Source organism: Ignavibacteria bacterium (assembly GCA_025612375.1).
Classification (GTDB): Bacteria; Bacteroidota; Ignavibacteria; order Ignavibacteriales; family SURF-24; genus JAAXKN01.
Map to the genome: position 1 here is coordinate 115738 of JAAXKN010000001.1, position 23479 is coordinate 139216.

A 23479-nucleotide genomic window follows, 5' to 3' on the forward strand; every position below is an offset into this window, starting at 1 on the left:
CACAATATGGTAAAGCATTGATATGTTTCATTGAAGGAGATTCGGTCTGAATTTCCCTAAACAGATATGAAGAAGCAGGCAGCAGCCTGACTGTGCCTGCTTAAAAAGTGCGAAGTATCTAAAGGATGCCCTTTTTCATGGCTTCTGAAACGGCTTCAGCCTGAGAGTGGACGTGAAGTTTGCCGTATATTTTTTTAATGTGGAACCTGACTGTATCCTTGCTGATGCCGAAAGTAAGGGCGATTGCATAATAAGTTTTTCCCTTTGCAAGCTCTTTTATAATATCAAGTTCCCTTTCGGTAAGAAGGTTTGCGGCGGAAGAAATTTTTCTTCCGGGCTGGAAGAAGCTTATAACTTTTCTTGCTATATTCGAACTCATCGGGGCACCGCCCTCATAGGCTTCCTCAATGGACTCGAGCAGGCGCAAAGGATGTGTTTTTTTAATTATATAGCCGCTTGCCCCGGCACAGAGGGCTTCAAATACGAGGTCATTTTCCTCATGTATAGTCAGCATTAGGACATTCAGGTCGGGGTCAATTTCCCTCAGTTTTTTCACCCCCTGGATTCCGGACATTCCCTTCAGCTGAATATCCATCAGCACCACATCGGGCTCCAGGTTATGAATTTTCGCAAGCATTGTTTCACAGTCAAAAAAAGAGCCGATGCATGTAAAGCCTTCAGCGCCGTTTATGAGGGTCACGAGAGACTTATTGATAATCTCGTTATCTTCAACGATTATAACTTTTATCTGTTTTTTCATATTATTGAGTCAGGTGTTAATAATAGCCTGTAAATTTAATCATTGTCCCCTCTCCCGGTTTAGACTGGATTCTGAGGGTACCATTTATCTGTTCAGCCCGGGCTTTCATATTACCGAGCCCGTTTCCGCAGCTCTGTTTGCCAATGTCGAAGCCGATACCGTTATCATAGAGCGTTATGTCCAGGATTTTCCCATTCACCTGAGTATTAATTGATATTTCAGTACACCTGCTGTATTTGAGAGCATTATTAAGAGCCTCTTTAAAGATCAGGTAAAGGTGTTTCCTGTATTCAATTGGAAGCTTGATCTGTTCGAGAAAATCCGCGTTATTTATGTGAAGAAGGATCTGAGAATAAGAAAATATCTCCTCATAGCTGTCGTGCAATTTAAGGAACAGTTCGTTCAGAGAATCCTTTTTGGGATTAATAAGCCAGATAATATCGCTCATATTATCGATCAGATTTCTGGCAATTGAACCTACTTTTTTCACAGTTTCCTTTATCTCCGTGCTCTCTTTCTGATCGTTCATTGCACAGGCGATGTCGCTGAGCATTGAGATTTCTGTAAGTCTGGTACCTATATCGTCGTGCAGGTCGGCTGAAATCTTTAGCCTGAGGCGTTCGATTGCCAGGAGGTGGCGCATTCTGACGGCAAATATGAGCCATATGATGCAAAATACAAGGAGGAAACAGAGCAAAATAAACCACCATGTTTTCCAGTAAGGGGGTGCAATAATAATCTTAAGCGAGGCGCCATAATTATTCCAGACGCCGTCGCTATTAGATCCAATTACCCTGAATGTATAGGTTCCGGGGTCGAGGTTAGTATAAGTGGCAAATCTTCTGGTTTTGGAGTAGTTCCAGTTTTTATCGAAGCCCTCCAGCTTGTATGCATACTGATTTTCGGTCGGGTTTGAGTAGTGAAGAGCTGCAAACTCGAAAGAAAATACGCTCTGGTTATAATCGAGTTTAATCTCACTGGTTTCAGTAACAGATTTTTTCAATGGAGAATCTTCTCCCGGTTTAACCGGTTTATTGAAAATGAGGAAATTGGTAATGACAATGGGGGGTATTACCCTGTTGTCTTTAACACTGTCAGGATAAAAGCTGTTTAATCCGTTAATTCCCCCAAAGAACATTTCACCACTGCTGTTTTTGAAGAAAGCGCCCCCGTTAAACTGATAGCTCTGGAGCCCGTCGCCGGGGGAATAATTTCTGAAAATTTTTCTTTTTAGGTCAAATTTCGAAATTCCCTTATTAGTACTAAGCCACAGGCTGCCGTTACTATCCTTAAGAATGCCATAAATTACATTATTCGGGAGGCCGTCTTTCTCCTTGTAAACAATGACGCTGTTAGTGCGGAGATTGAGCCTGTTAAGTCCGTCATTTGTGCCGATCCACAGTATATCCTCGCCAGCAATATTGTCTTCCATTATAGTCCACACATAATTATTGCTGAGGGCATTATTCCTGGCAGGTTCAAACTGAAAGCGGGTAAATTTACCAGTATTTTTATCAAAGCGGTTAAGTCCCCCGCCCAGCGTACCGATCCAGAGTCTGCCATATTTATCCTCACATATAAAGCAGACATAGTTATGGCTCAGTGAAGATGGGTTCTTGGGGTCGTTCAGGTAATGTGTAAATGATCCTTTATTCCTGTCATATTTATTGAGCCCTGAAAGTGTGCCGACCCACAATGTTCCCTCCCTGTCCTCATGAATTGCAGTAACATTGTTATCGCTGATTGAATTCTGGCCCAAAGAAACCTTGTGGTGGCTAAACCTGTTCAGTCGGATGTTAAATTCATCGATTCCCCCGCCATTGGTACCGATCCAGAGAATGCCGGACCTATCCTCATAAAGCGAGCGTATGTAATTGGTGCTTAAGGAGTTTGATTTTCCGGGCATTGAAGTATAGTGCACGTAATTATCCCTGCGGGGTTCATACATATTAAGCCCGTTACGTGTACCAATCCAGAGGCGGCCAAAGTTATTGCCGCAAATAGCCGTAACCTCATTGCCGGAAAGGCTGTTGGGGTTGAAAGGGTTATTCTGGAAGAGCCGGAATTTTTCCTTTCTGCTGTCATACATATTGAGTCCTATATCGGTGCCTACCCACAGGACGCCCGATCTATCCTCAAAAATGGACCAGATATAGTTATGGCTGATGCTAAAGGGCTCGCGTGCAGAATACTGATATTTGACAAAGCCGATTTTTCCGCGGGAATCTTCTACAATACGATTAAGTCCCCCGCCCAGCGTACCGATCCATATTACGCCCTTTTTATCCTCATAGATTTTCCAGATGTTGTTCTGGCTGATGCTTGACCTATCGCCGGGGTTTTTCTTAAAGACAGTAAACCTGTTTGTAGTCCTGTCGAGCAGGTTAAGTCCGTTATTTGTACCGAGCCAGAGCCTGTGCTTGCTGTCCTCAAATATATCCCAGACATAGTTATTGCTAAGGCCGTATTTCTGCCCGGGTGAATATGTGTACCTGGTAAATCCGTTATGAGCCGGCTCAAACTTATTCAGTCCGCCATAAGTACCGATCCAGATCTGATGGTTTTTATCCTCATAAATTGACCAGACATAATTGTTACTCAGGCTTTTAGGATCTGCGGGATTATTGAAGTAATGCCTGAATTTTCCGGTTTTCGTGTCGAGTATATTAAGCCCGTTGTTAGTTCCAATCCAGAGTTTTCCGTCGCTGCTCTCAAGAATTGCCCTGACATTATTGTTACTAATGCTTGAGGGATCGGCCGGGTTATTAAGGTAAGAAGAAAAGTTTTCCTTATCCTTATTGTACCTGGTAAGTCCTCCGCCTAGTGTACCGATCCAAAGGTTGCCGTGCCTGTCCTCGTAAATCTTAAAAATAGTGCTGCTTCTTAGGGAATTTTCCGCCGGCTGGTTTGCCCTGAAGACAGTAAAGTTATAGCCATCGTATTTATTTAAACCTTCAAGCGTACCGAACCAGAGGAAGCCTTTTTTATCCTGGCAGATTGAGAATACAGAGCTTTGGGAGAGTCCCTGGTCTACTGATATTTTATTAAATTTTATTCCGTCCTGGCCCTCAGGCTTAAGCGCATTAGCTGCAGGGGCATGCAGGAAGAGACAGACAAAGAAGAATATGAGTAGGGTTAAAACGTGACGTATTCCTGCGGTTGATCTGACTAGTAACATTTCGGGCTCAATTTTGAACGCAAAATTATGGAATATTTTACAAATATGAAAATATATTCATACTCACGGAAAATTTTTCGCAAGAGGACAATTCTTTTCAAAATCCTTTATGGTTTTGTTAAGTATTCCGAGATGAGCCTGGCCCATAGTTTATAGGCATCTGCGGTAAGATGAAGCCCGTCCGGAGTAAACCCAATTTTGAGCTTTCCCTGTTCATCGGAAAAGTAAGAGTTAATGTCAAAATAGCTCAGGCCGTTTTCTTTAGCCAGTTGAGCAAGCTGGCAATTAAATTCCCTTATGCGTTCATTTGGCCGCGGCGGATTGTCGCGCGTAGGAAAGATTGAAACAGGCACAATATTCACGCAGGGGGAAAACTCTTTAATTCTGCTAATTATCTTCTGCATATTGCCCAGGATATATTTATCAGTCCTGTCCCTTGCAAAGTCATTGGTCCCGATACAGACGAATGCAGTAAGGGGTTCACTGCTAAACCACGAACTTTCAATTCTTTCCAGGAGTTCTACGGTGCTGTCGCCAAAGACGCCATAATTCAGTATATCGAAGTCAGGCAGGAGTTCTTTTTCATTAAAGCCATTGGTAATAGAGTCGCCAATAAGTAAAACAGGTTCTTTTTTCATAAATCAGCCCAGGTTAAAATAAATCCAGTAAGAGGTAAAAGCCTCAAATTTAATGAGTTCAAAATAAAGTCCCCGGAAGGGAGCCTGGCATTAAAGCCAGGCTTTCCATTCCGGGAGGAAGTCGGTTATTCCCAAATAGATGTCTTTTGGCAGCTTAAAGCGGTGCCAAAAGGCGCATTATTTAAGGAGCATCATTTTTCTAACAGAGTTAAATTTACTTCCATCCATGCCTTCAACCTTCAGGCTATAGATATAGATACCGCTTGCGAGCTTTGAAGCATTGAAGCTGACAAACTGCTGGCCTGCAGGCATGAAGCCGTTGACGAGGTTTGCAACTTCCATTCCAAGTATATTATATACTTTTAGTGATACTTTAGCTCCGGTCTTAAGGTTGAATTTAATCATTGTTGATGGGTTGAAAGGATTAGGATAGTTCTGTTCAAGAGCATATCCAGAAGGCCTCTGCTTTCCGGTTTCTTCAACAGCAGTAATCTGTGGGCCTTTCTTGTAGAATACAGAGATCCATAAGTCGACATCCAGCCCCCATGTCACTGAACCCGGCTGGTCGAAATATCCCCAGGAATTATCACTGTAGAGTTCCCAAGCGCGTGATTTTTTGTCACCCTCGCCATTTTTATCAGAAAAGAGGGCAACAGTATCATCGGAAGCTGTAGCCCATTCGGCACCAACAAAGATTTTACCAGAATCAGGTACAACCAGAGTAGAATCCAGGAAGAACACATTTCCCTGTCCCGTGGTGTCTATTTTATCCGTAGTAACCTTAATAGTTCTCAGAATTTTTCCCGGCTTTCCGTCGGCAAAAGTTCTGATATTGAGGCTTAGTGTATCCGGCGTACCGGTAATTTTCTTATAGCCGAAATAGTATTTAACGGCATTAACTTCATCGTCCTTAAACATATCGAAGCGCTGATATTTTCCCAGGTCGCCGTAGCTGTTCGCACCGGCAACGAAACCAGCGCCATAAGGATTAGCAAGGAGGGTTTTCGTATTACCAAAGAACAGTGTATCGTTCACGCCAAGCTTCATATCATCGTTATAAGTAAATGCGGCAATGCCGTTATTTGAGCCCATAACAAAGAAAACGACAACTTCCCTGCTGTCTTTTGAATATTTAAGCACCTGAACAGAGCCAGCGCCGTTAAGGTTCTTAACTGCCCCAAGTGACGGGGTAACAGCCGAGAGGAAAGATTTTGCAGGATCAGTTACGTCTATAATGTTAACGTTTTCAGAAGGTCCTGTCTGACCTGCGAACGGTAAATATGCAGCTATATATTTTCTGTTATTCATTTCGAAATATTTGATATTGGTTGAAGAGCTGTTTGCAGCCTTAACCGTATCAAGCATTTTGCCGTCTGCCGAATAATGGATAAGCGGTTTGCTGTAGGTCTTAAAGTAGAAAGATCCATCTTTTAAGAGAGCAATATTAGGCATTGAGCTGAATGAAGCGCCTTCAAGGGTGATTACGGTAGGAGTGAATGTATTACCGTTGTCGGTAGTGGTAAATTTCACCAGCTGTCCCTTATCCTTGACGCCGCAGAAGATTGTAAGTGAATTATCCGAAGCCTTTCCATAAACATTAAAAGCATCGCCCATTCTTGAGCCTGCAGCGGCAGCTTTATAGGAGATGACAGATTTGGCAGTATCCACTGAACTCCATTTATAAACCGTAAACGGTGTAGTTGAAGCATCGAGTGTCATATTTGCGGCATAGATCACGCCATCTTCAGAAACGCCAACGACGTTAAGCGGGAAGTATCCCACGTCAGTCTTAGGTTTAGCTATGACATAGAGGCTGTCGCCAGTAAAGGCATCGTGGACTACGATCTTAGGTCCGCCCGTGCGGCTTACGACAAAAATTTTATCTTCGCCGCTAATTCTTCCGTAAGCCATGCTTCTTTCATAGTCGGAGCCAAAATAAGCCGGCTTTGTGCCATTAGCAGCTGTTTTTTGCCAGTTTATTTCAGAAGGCATAGGCACGTAAAGCGGGTTGAGCGTAAAGGCGCCAATACCATTATTTGAACCGAGCAGGAAGAATACGTAATTGTCTGTTCCGCTATTGGGAATATTCATAAATTCAACAGAGCCGGTTCCGTTTGTATTTGCAGTTGCACCCAATGAAGAAGATTCATCGGCAAGGAAAGTTTTCTTTGGAGTAGTTATGTTGAATATCTGAAGTTTTTCGGCGGTTCCTGCCTGGCCTGCTGCAGGCATATATCCGGCGATGAACTTCCTGCCATCAAGTTCAAAATATTCGATTTTTGTAATTGATGAGGATACTACACTTGCAGGAATTGTGTCAATGACTGTTCCATCGGCAGTATAGTGGATTATAGGAGTAGTATAAGACTTAAAGTAAAAGCTTCCGTCGGGAGCAAGCGAAACGTTACCGCTTGAGCTTGTTTTTGCACCCTGAAGAGTAATAACTGATGAGGTGAAAGTCTTGCCTGAGTCAGAAGAAGTGAATTTAACAACTTTTGGCTGGTCCTTTACGGCAGCAAAAATTGTGATGTCGGCACCTTTACCGGACACGCTGAACATATCGCCCATTCTCCAGGCAGCATCTGCAGCAGTATAGGAAAGGACTGTCCTGCCGGTATCGGTTTCACTTGCCCATCTGTAAACGACAAAAGGTGATTTCTGTGCGTCGGTTACCATGTTGCAGACGTAAATGATTCCGTCCTGAGTAACTCCGGCGCAGTTGACCGGGAATGTACCTGAAGTAGTCTTGGGATTAATAAGAGTTCCAAGGCTGTCGCCAGTCAGGGCATCATGAACAAAGATCCTGTTGCCGCCATTGCGGGAAACGACATACATTCTGTAGTTGCCGTTAACCTTTCCGACAGCCATACCTCTTTCGGTATTTGAACCGAAGTAAGAAGGCTTATTATTCTTGGCAACAGATTTCTCCCAGGAGATTGTGCCTGAGAACAAGGAATTCTTTTGAGTTCCCTGGAATCCTGGAGCAGCAGTTATTGCGGCATCAGACTGTGAATTGTTTAAAGCCGCAAGATTCTGGGACCTTCCTGCCAGGACACCTGTTTTAGAAGCCAGATATCCTGATGCCAGAAAACAACTCAGAATCAGTACTAAGAAAGTTTTTTTCATACAACGACCTTTTTGAGTTTTTGAATAAATGAATTAATTGAAAGAAAGCCTTTGCCTGAATAGCCGTTAAACTTTTCAGGCTGCTTTTTATATAGAGAACAGATTTCCAAAAGGAACAGTATTAACCCATTACAATTTCAATTTTAATCTCACTGGCATCATATTGCATAGGATCTATGAAAGCCGAGCTGGAAACTTCACCGTTTACCTTCATGCATTTTACAGAAGAGTTTACTCCAGCTTCGTTATTGACATGAAGAATGAGGCGTTTGCCGCGGAACATTCTTTCGGCCTTAAATTCCTTCCACGCTGAAGGAATGTTTGGTGAAACAGTCACTCCGTGCAGTGACGTCTTAAAGCCAAGTATATAATCCAGCCCTATTCTCAGCATCCAGACTGCTGTACCGGTAAGCCAGGAATGGCTCGCCTGATTAACACTCGGGTGATCGGGGCTGGTAACATATTCTGCAAAAACGTAAGGCTCTACCTCGTACCTGTCGATATCCTTTGCTGAATTCAAAGGAAGCATTTTCGAATAGACGTCATAAGCCGTTTCAATGTCGCCGTTCATAATTGCTGCCAGGACGAACCAGGAGGAGGCATGGTTAAAAATTGCGCCGTTTTCCTTTTTTCCCGGGACGCACCTGCTGATGAGCCCTATGTCATCTGCTATTTCCGTAAATGAAGGCCAGCAGATCTGAATGCCGTAAGGTTTATACAGGTACTTTTTGCACGATTCCAGAGCCTTGTCTGCACGATCCTTACTGGCAAGCCCCGATATAACAGACCAGGTCTGAGAGTTAATAAATATTTTTCCCTGCTTGTCCTTATGTGTCCCAACCGGGCTCCCATCATCCTTAAATGCCCTTATATACCACTCGCCGTCCCAGCAGAATTCATCAGTTGCAGCCTTAAGCCTTTTATAAGCAGCGGTAAAGCGGCTGAGGGTTTCCTTATCCTTTCTAAGCTCCAGGAGTTCAAAAGTTTTCCTCAGGACATAAGCCAGGAAGAAGGCACCCCAGACGGTCTCCCCTTTTCCCAGGGGTCCGATGTGATCGAGAGTATCATTCCAGTCACCGTTCATAATCCTGGGGAGTGATCTTTCAGTAGTCGAAGAGACTGCGAAATCGAGTGCGTTAATCATGTGGGTATATACATCAGCGCTCCCCTTGTCGTAGTAGTTCACTGTTTCTTCAAGGATTGAAAAGTCACCTGTTTCATTCAGGTATTCAATGATGCCGAACGGTATCCAGAGCGGAGTATCGGAATGATTGGTCCTTTCGCCGCTGTCAGTAAACTTAAAGAAGTTATGCAGCGTAGAGCCGTCAGAAAACTGGTAACGGAGGGCCTTCAGGAGGCGTGTTCTTACGCGCTCCGGATGGGCAATTACCATTCCAATAATATCCTGGAACTGGTCTCTCATTCCCGTACCGAAGAGCAGGCCTCCATGATAATAGCCTGCGTTGCGTGCCATGTCGAATGTAACTGCAGCCTGGTACTGGTTCCACACCCCGAGCATTGCATCAAATTTCTTATCCGGTGTATGGACTTTAATATTATTCAGGTATCCGGTCCAGTAGTCCTTCAATTCCTGAAATTTGCTGTTTAGGGTTCCGGTTTCCTTAAGATCACAAATTTTCAGGTGCTCAAAGGGGTCTTCTTCCCTGGGTGAAATTCCAAGAATTGAAGCAAACTCGATTTCGGAGGATGGTTCCAGGCACACCTTTGACTTGAGTGCAGCAACCGGGTCGCCCGCAGTTATTTCATTATTTTTCATCACACCGGTTTCAACCGATTCCGGGTTTGCCTCCGAGCGCCAGCGGCCTATAAATGTGTCCAGGCTGCTGTCGAAGCCTTCAACGGGAAGGGTGCTTGTAAATACGAGATTATACTTCCAGTCGATATTAGGCTGAGCCACAGAGACCTTTTTATTGAGGACCCAGTAGCGTCTTGTTGCAACAATTGCCTCGTGCTGAGTGTTGAATTTAATTTCTGTAAAATGCTTGTCGTTCGGTTCATTGATAATATCGTTAAGAGCATTGCCCATCATGAGTTCAATGAAGGAATAGATTTCAAGTTTTCTCTTTCTGCCCGATAAATCCGTCAGTTTTACCTTCCATATTTCGGCATTGGTATCCAGGGGGACGAAATAAGTCAGTTCTCCCCTCATGCCAAAAATTTCAGTAATGATGGTTGTATACCCCTGCCCGTGCCTGCACTCGTATTTATCGTACTTAAGGTCAATTGTAGGGGCCCAGCTCAGCGACCAGTACTTATTCAGTTCAGCGTCCTTTACGAGTATATATCTTCCGGGCCTGTCCCAGGGCAGGCAGTTATATCTCATTCTGCTAATTCTGTTGTCGCGGGGTGAGTCCAGGAAGCTGAAGCCTCCGCCCGTGTGGGAAATGAGTCCGCCATAATGCTCATTCCATATATAATTAAACCAGGGTCTGGGGGTACGCGGGTCAGTAATTATATATTCCCTGAAGTCCTCTGAAAAGTGTCCGTATTTATTTTCAAACATTGAATCCCTCATTATTAGTATCGAATTTTATTCTTAGGGTAACGATTTTCTTTTTCCCTACTGTAACATTAAAAGAATTACTGTTTATGGTATCGACTTTGCGCCGTGGTTTTTCCTCCAGAGTAGTTTCTTCAACCCCTGATATTCTGAAAAGGGTTGAAACGTTTCCTGTTATCGTTCTTCCGGAAGGATTATAGAGCCTGAGAATAAAGCTTCCATTTTGGCCGTCCTCTGCTTTTTTAAGTGCGCTGAAGACGAGATCCTTCGGGATAAATTCAATAAACGATGAGTCGGGGTTTAACATCCCTTCAGATGCTCCTGTCTGCACAAGAGAAATGGAATTTGAAAAAGTCAGAGCCTGTTCAAAGACTTTGCCTTCAGACCAGTCTTTCCTGTGGGGATAAAAGGCGACGTGGTATGTATGTTTCCCCAGGCACTGTGAGCCTTTCATGTGAGAATAGTCCTGTTTTGAGCTGGGTGCAATGATGTATTCAAAGGCGCGCAGAAGTGTAACTGCAAGAGTCTTTTGCTTATCCTGCATCACCTCATACTCCTTTAGGCCTTCGCTTAAAACAGCGCAGCCGTTTGCGCCATCTGAAACATCCACAAAGTGGTGCATCGGATAGTCGTACATGGGCTGTTCAATCCAGTCCTTTGTATCAGGGCGGTCAATTGAGCGTTTAACGACGTCAAACTGTCCTTCCCCGTATGAATACTTTGCATCAAGCCCGGTTGGGAAAAGCATTCTAAGGCGGTGGCTCTCGGCTATGTTATCAACTTCCACCATAAACTCCAGGCGCCTTGAGTTCTTTCCCAAGCTAAGTGTCAGAATAACAGGCATCCGGACCATTTTCCTGGTTTTTGAGAGTCTTGATTTGAGGTTTTCAGGAAGCCTTATAATATGTTTAATTCTAAAGACAGCTCTAAGAGGGTTGTCCTCAATGATTTTTATTTCCGGCTTTGATTTGAGCGTAGAGATGACCGGTTCAAGAGTCTCATGCGTCCAGGCATGACCGCCTTCACCTTCATCCAGGAAATAGCCCAGGTTTTTATAGGTTACCTTTGATTCTTTGTCAGTTACATTAAAAGACCCGTCGCTATTAATTTTTACTTTGATGAACGGGTTTTCAAGGAGCCTCTCCCCTGCCCTATTGGTTTTAATGAGGCTTCCTTTAACTGATTTTTTTTGAGATGAAGGAATTACCTTAAACTGCCTAAATCCGAAAGCAGGAATGTCCTTCAGTTCCAGGAGAGTAGTGTAGCGCATCATCTCGAAGTACATCGGGCGGTCTATGAGCTGCTCCAGAACAGGCTGGCAGGCTTCCCTTCCCGTGACTACTATATCAAGTTCATTACCCCTGCTGTCAAGAACCTTGATGCTGCCTTTGTCAAATTCTTTCGGAACGTCTATAAATGCCTGCACGGTTTCATTTCGCGTGTAGTTACCGGGATTGAATGCCGTAAGGAAAATATTCTTTTCATCCGGCACGGGAAGAAGTTTACTGCTGTCTATATTTTTCGAGATATATTTAACTGCTCTTTCAAATACACCGTGTGAGATCTGGAGGGAATGCTTATACCTCACAATCATGTCGTCGTGTATGTCATCAAGGCTGCAACCGCCGATTGAATCGTGAGCCGAATTCTGTATCAGGTACTCCCAGGCAATATCGAGATAATTGTCGCTGGTATTTCTGCCCAAAAGCGAAGAGAAAGCGCTAAAAGGCTCAGCATAGTACATCAGCCATTTTTCCGCTTCGTAATTTTTCTGTTTAATGTACATTCTGGCTGAAGTTGTATAGCCGTACAGGTTTCCGCTGCGCCTGTCGAACTGCGCGCTCCTGCGTTCCCCGCGGACTAATTTGAGTTTGGATTTATCCACACTTTTCAGTACTGCATCCGCATATTCTTCAAGAGTGCTGTGTTTTACCTCCATTCCGGGCATCATATTATTTATATCGCTAATGATTCTTGCGGTTTTCGCGTTTGGTCCGCTTGAATCGTGCCCTTCCATCCAGATAACGTGTCTGGTTGTAAAATCGTGAGCCTGCTCCCTAATAATTGATTCAACGGAGGGTTTTATATTCTGGCTGTAATATGAATCAAGCGGGACAATTATTGAGTAATCCTCTCCATACATATTTTTATCGGCAAAGTGAAAAGGCATACCTCCTTTAGACCACTTGTATTCAACATCCGGAATAGACTCGTTATGGATCACCGGGCGATAGATATAAAAGTAAAAGTTATATCTTGGCATTGTAGAGAAGCGGGAAGAGACCATTTTTTCACCGTCCGCTCCTTCCCATAAAAATTCCGCCCTTGGGCTGTCAATGGAATTAACGCCGCGGTAGAACATAATAAGGTCTATATCAAACTGCTTATATATCTGGGGGAGCTGTGATATCTGTCCCCAGGAAAAAGGTGAATAGCCAATTTTTGACACCCCGCCGTACATAGCAGAAGTTTTATGCCCCAGAAGAAGGTTACGTATAAGGTTTTCGCCCCCCACCTGGAATTCATCGGGAAGTATGTACCATGGACCAACAAGGAGCCGTTTTTCCTCAACAAGCCTTATGAGGAGATCCTTTTTATCGGGGCGGATTTCGAGGTAATCTTTAAGTACAATTGACTGGCTGTCCAGATGGAACGCCCTGTATTGCGGTTCATGTTCAAGTATATCGAGGACATTATCTATCATATCGACGAGCATCTGGCGGTTCTTCTGGAATGGGTAGCGCCATTCCCTGTCCCAGTGCGTATTTGAAATAACGTGAAAAACTTTATTGTTCATTACTTTTTCTTACCTATGTTCATTTTAATGAATAAATAACTTATGGCACAGGAGAACCTCAGGCAGACCGCCTTCACACACAAAAGAGGCAGCCGAAAGGTCGTGTTTTTTAGTCTGTGCAAACGGAAGTGCCACACATAATCCGATACCTGCGGTTCTAATTGCCACGGTGCCGCTTTCGCTATCCTCAAATCCCGCTACCGTTTTGAATTTTTCCTTTGGAATATGGAGTCTGTGAAGAGACATGCTGTAAAGGTCCCTGTGGGGTTTAAGCCTTATTTCGCTGGAATCACTGGCAGTAATGAACGCGTCATAGACATTATTGTAATCGGAGAACTTTTCGCAAAGCGTGTCTTTAAGCTCCCGAGGAATTTGGCTGCAGTTTATCTGTGCACGGAGCATTGTCATTAGCTCCCTCATTACGATATCAGCCTCATAAAAAATTGAAGAAGTCACAAGCGCCTTTTTAGCGGGATTCTTTCTGTAAACTCCCGCCAGGAGGCGGAGGTTTTCTTTGGCTGCGGTCATTAAACTTGCGGGGAATTCTGTGCCCGTTCTTGTTTTATAGTCTTTAAAGATCAGTGGCAAAAAGTATTCTATTTGAGACTCAGCGACCCATCCATTAATAATTGAGAGGAAAGTCAGTACGCCGGGCATAGGCTCGATGAGGTGTTTACCGGGATCAGAAAAAATTTCCGCGGCTACATTGCTTCCTTCCCCATTTTTGATGCGTTCAAGAATTTCGTGATATCGCTGATAGTAGACGTCAATGCCTGCTCTTACAATGCTGTCGAAGCCTGAGGGTTCAAAACTGCTGCCATAGGTGTTAACAAAGTGTTTAATAATTTCAGGAGTAATTTCAACCGTTGATGCATCACGCCCCAGGTTTATGAGCACCGGATCCGAAAGCATATCCCCCAACTTCAGGTTTATGACGTTGTTTCTGACCTCTTCCTTTCTTTTCTCATCGCGTCCAAGTACCAGCGTCCAGAGCGCGGCGTGAACAAACGCATTTTTAATATTCTCGGTCCTGAAGGAATTCTGATATTTATTTACAAGGTATTCCACGTGTTTTGTCGTGCTGTTACCGATTATATGGGGATAGTCCAAAACGTGGTCCAGTCCCGTCCACTCTTCATTTGACATTCTGGAGCTAAAGAGGCGGATCATATATTCCAGGGAGTGAAGGCACAGGAGCTCAGTGGTAGTTGTAGTGCCGTCCATATCCATCACAAATGCGGGAATAATGCCTGGGACGGATTTAATCTTTTCTGCCATAGGATAAATCTCAAAGGGAGGATAGACGTAGTCGGGGTTATTGACTACGGCAAATTCCTCCCCCAGGGATTCCAAAAGTTCGTAAGCATCTTTATTGTCTATAAATTTTTTATTCATTTGAATTAAATCCTTCGGAGTTCATTTTTATTAAGCCATTATGTTATACTTGACCAATTCCTGCACTTCCCGGTAAGGAAGCTCGCGGAGGCTTTTGTTTTTCCTGACGGCAAGTGCCGCCGCTGCGCCCGAAGCCTCACCTGTAGCAGCGCTGGTGGGCATAATTCTAAGCGCACTGTGTCCTTCTCTGGTAGAAGAGACGCACCTGCCGGCAGCAAGGACGTTCCGGACTCCCGAGACGAAGAGTGTTCTTAAAGGAATTTCGTAGTACTGGCCTTCGGGCACGTGCTCCATGACGCTATTTTCATCTTTCTGCCCATGTATATCTATTCCGTAGCAGGCTCTTGCAACTGCGTCATGAAACTTACATCCCCGTCTTACGTCATCGCCTGTATAAACATAGTCGCCTACTGCCCGGCGTGTTTCTCGTACACCCACCTGAACAGCCGTCTCGAGGAGGAATGAGTCTTCGAAGCCCGGGATTTCGCTTTGCAGGAGGCTAACGACCTCAGATACCTGCTGACGTCCTTTGATTTCAGCTTTGGTAAGGTCAAAAGAGCTGGAGCCATCGAGCGACAGGATGTTTGATGTATTGAAGGAAGCTTCTCCTTCTTCGGGCAGTGTAGTAAAGAATATATATTCTAATTCCGGGGAGAGTCTACCCTCCCGAATGGCATTTTTCACCTGGCTGAAATATCCGGCGATGGAAATGATTTTCCTGAAGTCAAAATTATAATCCATCCATGAAAAAAAGTTTTCCTTATTCAGTGCGGCGTAATCCGTAACTTTTCTCATATTGATGTTTGCCATTCTGAAGAACATTGTAAGCGCCTGCAATTTTCCCGTTTTTTCGTCTCCCTTGCTGAATCGCAATCCGGCAAGGTAAAGCAGTTGGGCGTCTCCGGTTGTATCAATAAATATTTTACCGGTGAATCTGAATGTCCTGCCTTCTGAGAGAACGCGGAGAGCCTTTAGTTCACCATCGAGTATTTCGACGCTGCATATTTCGCAATTGAGCAGGAGGTGGCAGCCGGACTTTTCCAGAATAGAGAAGGAAGCGATACGGAAGCTACCGGCATAAAAGCCGTTATCTATAATTCCGTGCATAGTTTTCATTTCCTTTTCCAGTTCCCCTAAGACACCATTAACAAGAGGCCTGCCGTTAATGGAATATTTCATAAATGGCGAGACCATGCCGGCGGTAGACATACCTCCTAAAAATCCGTAACGTTCAATGAGAAGTACGCGGGCTCCCATAGAGGATGCTTTAGCAGCGGCACTTATGCCCGCAATGCCCCCTCCGGCAACAATGACGTCGTAATCATTTTCATTATTGTTCATTGGCATAGCACTTTCTTTATTGCATCAATGTACCATTGAGTAATGAGTGCCGGGCGCGTAATTGCAGAGCCGGTTACAACGCTCCATGCGCCTTTTCTGATCATCTTTGCCGCTGCCTCGGGTGTATTGATGCGCCCTTCAGCAAATACAGGGACAAGGGCTTTTGAGGCAAGGGACTCAAGGAGCTGGAAGTTAGGGCCGAGCGGGCATTCCGCCGAAGTCTCCGGAGTATACCCGTTAAGAGTTGTAGAAATACAATCTGCCCCGGCCGCTTCACATTCCAGACCTTCTACGGAATTGGAGATATCCGCCATAAGAGTGCAATCAAATTCGCGCTTTATTTTTTCTATAAACTCTGGACCGCTAAGTCCCTCTCTTTTTCTGAATGTACCGTCAACAGCAATGATACCGGGGCCGATTTCCATGAGTTTTTCAACTTCTTTCATAGAGCCGGTAATTCTTACAGTTCCATCCTGAAAATAGGATTTGCTGAGTGCAATGACGGGGATATCGACTTCAGAAAGAATCCTCTTTGTTTTTTCGACACCCTCGGATCTTATACCTTTTGCTCCCCCCTGCAGAGCGGCCTTAGCAAAAAGCGCAACTCCTTCAGGTGAATTGAAAGGTGATTCCCCTTCGGCCTGACAGGATACGACAAGGCCGAACTTCAATTTTTCTAGAATATTTTGACTTTTTTCCATATTATCCGCATAAATGTGTTTCAATTTCTGAAGCTTTGACAAGCTGTTCATCGGACAGATAGTTTTTTGACAGGATTTCTTCTACCGTCTTAACAGGCTCCTCAGTGATCTCATTTTCCCGGTCAAATTCGAACCGGGAATAAATCTCAGGGGGCATAATCTGAATTCTGGCCCCGGAATTATGGAGCACAGGAGTAAATCTTCCTGCTTCTTTCTCGCTCAGGCCGTCCGCACTCTTGAGTGAAACCCAGTACCTGCCGTCGCGCAGTTTCACATAGTTTGAAATGCCCTCATACATAAGGAAGCCGTTTTCCAGGGGCCTTGTTGTAAAGAGATTTGCTTTCCTTGCAATCTCCCTTGGCTGGAATCTTCCATGAATAAAGCTGAAGAGAAAGTTTTCCGAAGCATCCAGCAGCAATGAAGTGGTCATTTTTATAATTCCATCTTTTCCAACTAAGTCCAGCTCCAGGCGGTGGTCACCCTTAGTTTCAGTCTTAAGAGGGTTGACATGGAAGAGCATATCGACGTTATTAGCCACAAGTAATTCCTGGAGGATCATTTTAACCGTTTCCGGGTTAACCAGCACTCTTTTTTCATCATTATAAAGGATGCCGTATTTATCTTTTTTCAGAGAGGAGATGAACTGCTTATAAAAGCCTTCACCTTCGGGTTCCTTTATTTTCTGAAGGCAGTTCAGGCCAGAAGTGATGCTTCCGCCGGGAAATCCGTAGCGGTTTGTCATCAGCACATCTTTCCCCTCGCCCCGTTTATTAAGGGCATAGATTACTCCGGCAACAGTAGCGCCGTAAACCACAACATCATATTTTTTACTTCTAATCATTAATTTTCACCTGGTCACTTTGAAGAAACAATCAGGACTACTTCATCATCAGGTGATATTCTGGAAAGTTCCAGATCTGTCAGTGTCATCACCTGTGTTTCATTAATCAGTCCGGAAAGATTTATTATCTGTCCTGATATCAACAGAAATATATTAGGCATAAGGGCACCTGCATCGCCAAAAACTGTAAAACGTTCAACAGCCCTGGAGATTTTGTTTTTCAATTCACCTGCCTGAACTGAAACAACAAAAGCCTCATTCATCTGCAGGCGGATTGTGCCTTCCCTGTCAATTACCCTGAGCTTGCAGAATTCCCTTCTTATAAGTCCGAAACTGCTTTTTTTAACGCCCTTATGGACTACAGCGTACAGGAAGGGGGTTCGTCCGGCAATAATGAGGTTATCGGTTGAAGTTTTAAGTGACGAAGCACAGATGCTGAAAAGCTCGTGCTGGCTCAATTCCTTAATGTTCAGGTCACGTGTTCTTAGCTCACTATTGCCCATTGCGACGGCAATAATTTTTTTGTTCTTTGAATCTATCTCTACAGTAATTTCTACGGTATCCGGGGCTGCCCCCATTTTTATAACCGAGTCGAGCGCTTCCTGGCGGATTGCAATAATTTCGGAATCAGTGGGATTAATTGAAGATCTTTCCACTGAGTCCATGATCATACCAAGAGCAGCCCCGATTGCAGAAATGACTTCGCAGTTAGAGCTGATCTTGTGAGGGTAATCAAGATATCCGGCGGTAAAAGGGACAATTGCAGATGCACCGCCGCCGCCGCCGATAAAATTAATGAGTTCCTCATCGAGCTTATATTCCCTCTTAAGCTGGCTTATTACGGGTTTAATTTTTTCAGCAGATATTTCCAGTATATCCAGGGCGATCTGTTCAGCCGGTGTATTCAATTTTTCAGAGAGTGAGCTCATGGCCTGTGCAATTGCCATATGGTTTGCTTCGCCATGACCTTTCTCTTTTACAAGCCCAAGGAAACCGGAGGCCTCGGTAGGTGTAATTGTAAATTTCTTATGGCCGTTTTTACTGATAGAGATTGCCAGGTAGTCATCAGGGTCATTTTCCCTGGGTTTTACATTTTCAATTTCAATATTCCTGAAGTCAGTATCGCAGCTGAAGGACACATAATCCAGCCCTGCTATGTGGGCGCTTCTGGGTCCCACTTCAAAAATTCTGCCCGAGCGGATCCTGGGGACTGAGCCGCCGGCAATGCCGAGGGTTCTAACGTCAAGGGTTTTCAGGTATAGTCTGTTGCCTCCGATCTGGGCGCTTTTGACCTGTGGCTTTCCATTCTTAATGACAGAGATATCGGTTGAGGTCCCGCCTACTTCAAGAAAGATTCCGTCGGACACTTTAGCGTACATGAGTGCGGCGGCCAGACCAGCAGCCGGGCCGCTAAGCATCGTAAGAATAGGTCTTCTGCGCATTTCATTTATATCCATAATTCCGCCGTCGGAACGCATAACCATAAGTGGGGCTTTAATGCCGCTTTTCTTAATGGCCTCCTCTGTCATATTCGCTGTTTCCAGCATCTTAGGCATCATGCTGGCATTAAGCACCGCAGTCCTTGTTCTTACCCTTAAGCCGTAAAGCTTTGAAATACTGCTTGCGGCAGTAGCAAGGAGCCCCATTTCCTGTGCGATATGCACTACGAACTCCTCGTTTGAGAGGTTATCGACTCCGAATGCCTCTGAGGCTACAATTACTTCTGCCCCGCTTTTGAGAAGTGTTTCAATAGCATTGCGGACCCTGTTTTCATCAAGGGGCAGAGAAGTATCAAGAAAACAGTGCCTGGTCTGGAGAAACTTATCAGAGCCGAGGCCGATGTGGTCAAGCTTTGTCTCCTTTTTTGCCCTCAGGCCTTCAAGGCCTTTTCCCATACCTATTATTCCAACTATTGCGACGTCACCTTCGAGCAGGGCATTTGTAGCCTGTGTGGTGGAATGTGCAATGAGTATAATTTCCCCGGGGTTCAGTTTTGCAGCAGAGATCAGTTTCTGAAGAGCCTCAATAACTCCTTTTGCAACCCCTTCCTTAGCGGAGTGTGTAGTAGGCACGCAGGCTTTCCCCACAATTGAATAGTCACTGATTTCAACTGCCACAGCGTGTGTAAAAGTACCGCCAACGTCTATTCCAATCTTTATTTTTCTAACCATTTTTCTTCGGTCTAATCGGTTAAATAGCCTGGTTTATAAATAAATTAATGAGGCACAAAGCAGCCCCAGAAAAGCAATTGTCCATGTATACGGCATTGTATTTTTTAAGAGTTTCTGCACATCCGTCTGCATTTCGTTTGCCAGCCAGACGTTGTGTGTATTTGTCGGGTCGCTTATTCCCTGTATCTGCCCAACTGAGAGCAGGAGTCCCATGATAGCACCGGGGTTGAGCCCGCTGGCAAGAAACACGGCAGCCAGACCGTAGCCCATTCCCCAGACATTCAAAGGGCCGCGGTACAGCGCCAAAGGCGCACAAAATGTAAAAATAGCCACGTATGAAAGGCTGCCATGAGGAACAATGTTCAGAAGAAGAGGTTTCAATAGATTAAGCACGGGCCAGCCTCCGGGATATTGCCGCAATTCCACTCCGGGTCCCATAATTGCGATAAGGAGCATTCCGATGCCGAACATAAGTATCACGGCAGGCATAACAACAGCTCCCCCCTCGAAGATGCATCTAATCAGGAGGTTGAGTCTTCCTTTTTTGTATGTTGCCATGAAAGCATAAATTATTCCCACAATGAATGAGGCAATAAAGTTCAGACTGAATATCAGTATTAAAATCAGCGGTATTACCGGGGAGAAGTAAGCCGTCCAGTGAACATCTGACAAATGTTCGTTTTTCTGGAGAACCAGCCTCAGAATAACGACTGCACACAGCAGAGCCATTGAAGAAGCTATAGCCCATTTCAGGACAAAAGCCGTTCCTGAAAAGAATTTATCGACCATCCCCTTTCCTGATGGAGTCAGGACATTGCTGTAGACTGCGAATGCCGCAAAAGCCAGGCCCATAAGAATTATGCTGACGATTGCAATTTTTCTTACATTAATATTCTGTCCATCCCTGTAGAGCTGGACGGTGATATATACAATTGCAATAAAAAGAGAGATAGAAAAAATAATAAGCGCAAAGCGTTTGATCTCCTCGGGATGAAGCCCCATCACGCTGATATATACGGCCCAGTTCCCGACGTTTATAATGCCGCCAATGCTGAGGCCGAAGAGAAATATTCCTACTGCAGTAATAGCTCCAATTCCGACTGAAGACATTATTGGGAGCACAATTGTAGCCACCATTATTATTGCGCCAAGCCCACCAAGAATTGAGAACAGGAAAACAATAAGCAGTAAAGTCATTACAGCAATTATCCAGGGGTTATCGCCGGAAAGTTCTGCTCCTTTTTTTATCATGCTTTCGGCTACTCCCGTTTTCTGAAGCACAATACTGAGCATACTTCCCATCATTGCAATAGTATAGGCATTGTACAGCTTCAGTGAGCCCTGTCCTATGACATATTCAATGATATCCCCGGGCAATATTCCGCCAATTAGCGCAATGAGGACCGCCATGACAGGAAGCGTAATCAAAGCCGGCATTTTGCGCATAAACATCAGGACGGACATGACTGCAAAAACGGCAACAAGAAGTAATGTTTGAATTATCTGCATTGTGTTATTTTACTTTTTGTGTGCTAACATAATTAAACAGAAAAAGAAAAAAACCTACACTATGATGTAGTTGTCGGGGAGCATGAGATGAGCTAACTTTTTATGCCAAGATATTTGTTTTTGCAATGTTTTGGGAATATTTCGCCATTTTGGCCGGGCTAAAACCGGGAGATATCCCGCTGTTACATTTCCGGCAGATAAACTATAGGGATCTACACATCATAATGAATAATGAAATTGTTTTCGGGACCGACGGCTGGCGCGGCCTGCTGGATAAAGAAATAAACAACGAATCTACTTCACTTGCGGCACAGGCATTTTCAGACTATCTCATTTCAGAGAAAAGTGAGGCTAAATGTGGACGGGACCTGCAGGTTGCCGTAGGATTTGACGGAAGGAGATGTTCATCTGAATTTGCGTCAATATTTGCCGAGGTCCTCTCAGGCAATTCGATAAGAGTATTTTTATCTGACAAAGTTGCACCTACGCCTGCCTTGTCATTTTTCGTGAAAGAAAAAGAGCTGGATGCAGGTGTTATGATAACTGCGAGTCATAATCCGCCTGAATACAACGGTATAAAATTCAAGGCATCATACGGAGGTCCTTTTTGTACAGAAGAGACACTGAAGGTTGAAAAGCTTCTTGGCAGGAGCAGCATTAAAAGGAACAGCCAAAATGTAGTTACAACTGATCTTATGGAAGTTTATTTCGGGCAGCTTGAGAGCTACATCGATTTCAGATCTATAAGGGAAGCAGGCATTAAAATCCTGGCCGATTCGATGGCAGGAGCGGGCCGGAGGTACCTTGAAGAAATACTAAAAAGAAACGGATGCAGTTGTGAGACAATTTTCGGGACATGCAGTACAGACTTCTGCGGGAGGATGCCTGAGCCGATAGAAAAAAATCTTACAGATTCAAGAATTTACTTACAGGAAGACCCGGGATTTTCCTTTGGAGCTGCCACGGACGGTGATGCCGACCGCTGCGGGATCCTGCTTGAAAACGGTCAGTGGCTGAGTGCCCAATATACGATTCTTCTTTTGAACGATTACTTTGTAAATCAGAGAAAAGTCAAAGGGCACCTGGTAAAGACATCCTCGGTTACCGATAAGATAAAGCAATTTGAATCCGCAGAAAGGAAAGTTATTGACGTGCAGGTGGGTTTTAAATATATATGTGAAGAAATGATTTCCAGGGATATTGCAATTGGGTGTGAAGAAAGCGGCGGCTTTGGCTACAAAGGGCACATACCTGAACGTGACGGAATTTTATCTGCTCTGATAATGGCCGAGATGCTTTCAAAATCGGGCTACACCGAATTAAGCAGGTATTTTGAAATGAAAAAGCGTGAATTCGGGAGCATCTTTTACGACAGGATTGATTACAGGTACGATGGCAAAGACAGAACAGAGATACTGCCCCGGCTTTTTTCCTCTCCACCGAAAAGCATAACAGAATTTCCAGTCCTCGACATTAAGGAATTCTATTCAAGCAGGGGGATCATCAACGGATTAAAGTTCACCCTAAAGGGAGATGCCAGATGGCTGCTCATGCGCGCTTCAGAAACAGAGCCACTGGTAAGAATATATGCCGAGGGAAACAGTTCCACGGAAGTAGAAACATTGCTCAGGAGCGGCGTCAATTTGTTACTTAACAAGAATTAGGCAGTGCATATAATGGGCAATTGTGAAGCCAGGAGAAGGCTCAAAAAATTTCTTACTGAAGGAGGACTAAGGCCAGGACAAAATATAATTGTACATGCTTCTTTCAGGAAACTCCGGGAAGAATTCCCTGAAATCAGCCCGGAAGAAGCCGTATCTGTACTGAAGGAAATAATAAGCTGCAATGGCTCGGTTATTTTCCCGGCATTTACCTACAGCTTTAAGAAGCCTGGCCAAAGCTATGATTTTTTTGACAGGCTTCATTCACAATCCAAAACCGGAATTTTGTCTGAAGTCTTCAGAACCTCAGAAGGCGTGATAAGGACGTCCTCCCCTACCCATTCATTTTCATTATGGGGAAAGGCAGCAGGCTCCATCAGCTTTCTAAATTCACCGTCAAGCCCTTTGGGACACGGAAGCGTAATTGACTGGCTTGCAGGAACGGATGAAAGTTATGTACTCATGCTTGGGGCTGATTTTACTGCACTGACGATTGGGCATTACATAGAAAACATTTCCGGAGCCGAATACCTTAAGATTTCACCATGGAACTATTTGAATGTACTTCCATGTGGTGTTTCAGACATCGGCGAGCAGGCTTTAATAGAAGTTCCGGGGTGCAGCAGGAGTTTCACCGGATTTGAACGCCACCTTCTAAAAGAAGGTATCATAAAGAAATTCTGCAGGGAAAGTCTCAACAGTTATTTCATAAGCATCCCGCTTTTAATTCGGCATGGCATAAGCTACCTAAGGAAGAATCCAACCGGACTCCTCTGCCCCGAAGGAGCGTGCAGCTCGTGCAATGAAAGACACGTGTTTTTACAAAACAAATGATGCAGG

14 protein-coding genes are annotated in these 23479 nt (G+C 44.4%); 2 read left to right on the forward strand and 12 right to left on the reverse strand.

Annotated elements, in window-relative coordinates:
- Nucleotides 1-118 precede the first annotated feature (118 nt).
- From HF312_00480 to HF312_00535, 12 genes are all read right to left on the reverse strand, one after another.
- The gene (locus tag HF312_00480; protein MCU7518658.1) at nt 119-760 is read right to left on the reverse strand and encodes a response regulator transcription factor; all 642 of its coding nucleotides are present in this window, start codon (nt 758-760) and stop codon (nt 119-121) included.
- A 16-nt stretch (nt 761-776) separates the two neighbouring features.
- Nucleotides 777-3938: a GGDEF domain-containing protein gene (locus HF312_00485; GenBank protein ID MCU7518659.1), complete on the reverse strand. Its 3162-nt coding sequence runs from the start codon at nt 3936-3938 to the stop codon at nt 777-779.
- 107 nt (nt 3939-4045) lie between these two features.
- Entirely contained in the window at nt 4046-4576 is a 531-nt protein-coding gene (locus tag HF312_00490; protein MCU7518660.1) for a hypothetical protein, read from the reverse strand.
- Nucleotides 4577-4753: 177 nt separating this feature from the next.
- Nucleotides 4754-7252, reverse strand: coding sequence for a T9SS type A sorting domain-containing protein (locus HF312_00495; GenBank protein ID MCU7518661.1), 2499 nt, complete (start codon nt 7250-7252; stop codon nt 4754-4756).
- Nucleotides 7253-7823: 571 nt separating this feature from the next.
- A complete protein-coding gene (locus HF312_00500) occupies nt 7824-10226 on the reverse strand; it encodes a glycosyl transferase family 36 (protein MCU7518662.1) in 2403 nt (800 codons plus the stop codon).
- Entirely contained in the window at nt 10219-13020 is a 2802-nt protein-coding gene (locus HF312_00505) for a hypothetical protein (GenBank protein MCU7518663.1), read from the reverse strand. The genes HF312_00500 and HF312_00505 overlap by 8 nt, the downstream gene beginning before the upstream one ends.
- Before the next feature lie 24 nt (nt 13021-13044).
- The gene (locus tag HF312_00510; protein ID MCU7518664.1) at nt 13045-14415 is read right to left on the reverse strand and encodes a hypothetical protein; all 1371 of its coding nucleotides are present in this window, start codon (nt 14413-14415) and stop codon (nt 13045-13047) included.
- A 30-nt stretch (nt 14416-14445) separates the two neighbouring features.
- The gene (locus tag HF312_00515) at nt 14446-15756 is read right to left on the reverse strand and encodes an FAD-dependent oxidoreductase (protein ID MCU7518665.1); all 1311 of its coding nucleotides are present in this window, start codon (nt 15754-15756) and stop codon (nt 14446-14448) included.
- Entirely contained in the window at nt 15753-16457 is a 705-nt protein-coding gene (locus HF312_00520) for an N-acetylmannosamine-6-phosphate 2-epimerase (protein MCU7518666.1), read from the reverse strand. The genes HF312_00515 and HF312_00520 overlap by 4 nt, the downstream gene beginning before the upstream one ends.
- Nucleotide 16458: 1 nt before the next feature.
- On the reverse strand, nt 16459-17298 hold the full coding sequence (locus HF312_00525) for an FAD-dependent oxidoreductase (protein ID MCU7518667.1): 840 nt from the start codon (nt 17296-17298) through the stop codon (nt 16459-16461).
- Between the two features lie 14 nt (nt 17299-17312).
- Complete coding sequence (locus tag HF312_00530; protein MCU7518668.1) at nt 17313-19469, reverse strand: hydantoinase; 2157 nt, start codon at nt 19467-19469, stop codon at nt 17313-17315.
- Nucleotides 19470-19502: 33 nt separating this feature from the next.
- Nucleotides 19503-20978, reverse strand: coding sequence for a citrate transporter (locus HF312_00535; GenBank protein MCU7518669.1), 1476 nt, complete (start codon nt 20976-20978; stop codon nt 19503-19505).
- Nucleotides 20979-21202: 224 nt separating this feature from the next.
- Between HF312_00535 and HF312_00540 the strand changes: the two genes are divergently transcribed.
- Together HF312_00540 and HF312_00545 are read left to right on the forward strand one after the other, a co-directional pair.
- Complete coding sequence (locus HF312_00540; GenBank protein MCU7518670.1) at nt 21203-22642, forward strand: phosphoglucomutase; 1440 nt, start codon at nt 21203-21205, stop codon at nt 22640-22642.
- A 12-nt stretch (nt 22643-22654) separates the two neighbouring features.
- A complete protein-coding gene (locus HF312_00545) occupies nt 22655-23473 on the forward strand; it encodes an AAC(3) family N-acetyltransferase (GenBank protein ID MCU7518671.1) in 819 nt (272 codons plus the stop codon).
- The last annotated feature ends 6 nt before the right edge of the window (nt 23474-23479 follow it).

Coding starts and splice junctions, on each gene's coding strand:
- HF312_00535 (MCU7518669.1), bottom strand. CDS start 20,978: ATGCAGATAATTCAAACATTACTTCTTGTTGCCGTTTTTGCAGTCATG.
- HF312_00490 (MCU7518660.1), bottom strand. CDS start 4,576: ATGAAAAAAGAACCTGTTTTACTTATTGGCGACTCTATTACCAATGGC.
- HF312_00545 (MCU7518671.1), top strand. CDS start 22,655: ATGGGCAATTGTGAAGCCAGGAGAAGGCTCAAAAAATTTCTTACTGAA.
- HF312_00525 (MCU7518667.1), bottom strand. CDS start 17,298: ATGATTAGAAGTAAAAAATATGATGTTGTGGTTTACGGCGCTACTGTT.
- HF312_00530 (MCU7518668.1), bottom strand. CDS start 19,469: ATGGTTAGAAAAATAAAGATTGGAATAGACGTTGGCGGTACTTTTACA.
- HF312_00505 (MCU7518663.1), bottom strand. CDS start 13,020: ATGAACAATAAAGTTTTTCACGTTATTTCAAATACGCACTGGGACAGG.
- HF312_00520 (MCU7518666.1), bottom strand. CDS start 16,457: ATGGAAAAAAGTCAAAATATTCTAGAAAAATTGAAGTTCGGCCTTGTC.
- HF312_00500 (MCU7518662.1), bottom strand. CDS start 10,226: ATGTTTGAAAATAAATACGGACACTTTTCAGAGGACTTCAGGGAATAT.
- HF312_00540 (MCU7518670.1), top strand. CDS start 21,203: ATGAATAATGAAATTGTTTTCGGGACCGACGGCTGGCGCGGCCTGCTG.
- HF312_00480 (MCU7518658.1), bottom strand. CDS start 760: ATGAAAAAACAGATAAAAGTTATAATCGTTGAAGATAACGAGATTATC.
- HF312_00515 (MCU7518665.1), bottom strand. CDS start 15,756: ATGAACAATAATGAAAATGATTACGACGTCATTGTTGCCGGAGGGGGC.
- HF312_00495 (MCU7518661.1), bottom strand. CDS start 7,252: ATGGTAACCGACGCACAGAAATCACCTTTTGTCGTTTACAGATGGGCA.
- HF312_00485 (MCU7518659.1), bottom strand. CDS start 3,938: ATGTTACTAGTCAGATCAACCGCAGGAATACGTCACGTTTTAACCCTA.
- HF312_00510 (MCU7518664.1), bottom strand. CDS start 14,415: ATGAATAAAAAATTTATAGACAATAAAGATGCTTACGAACTTTTGGAA.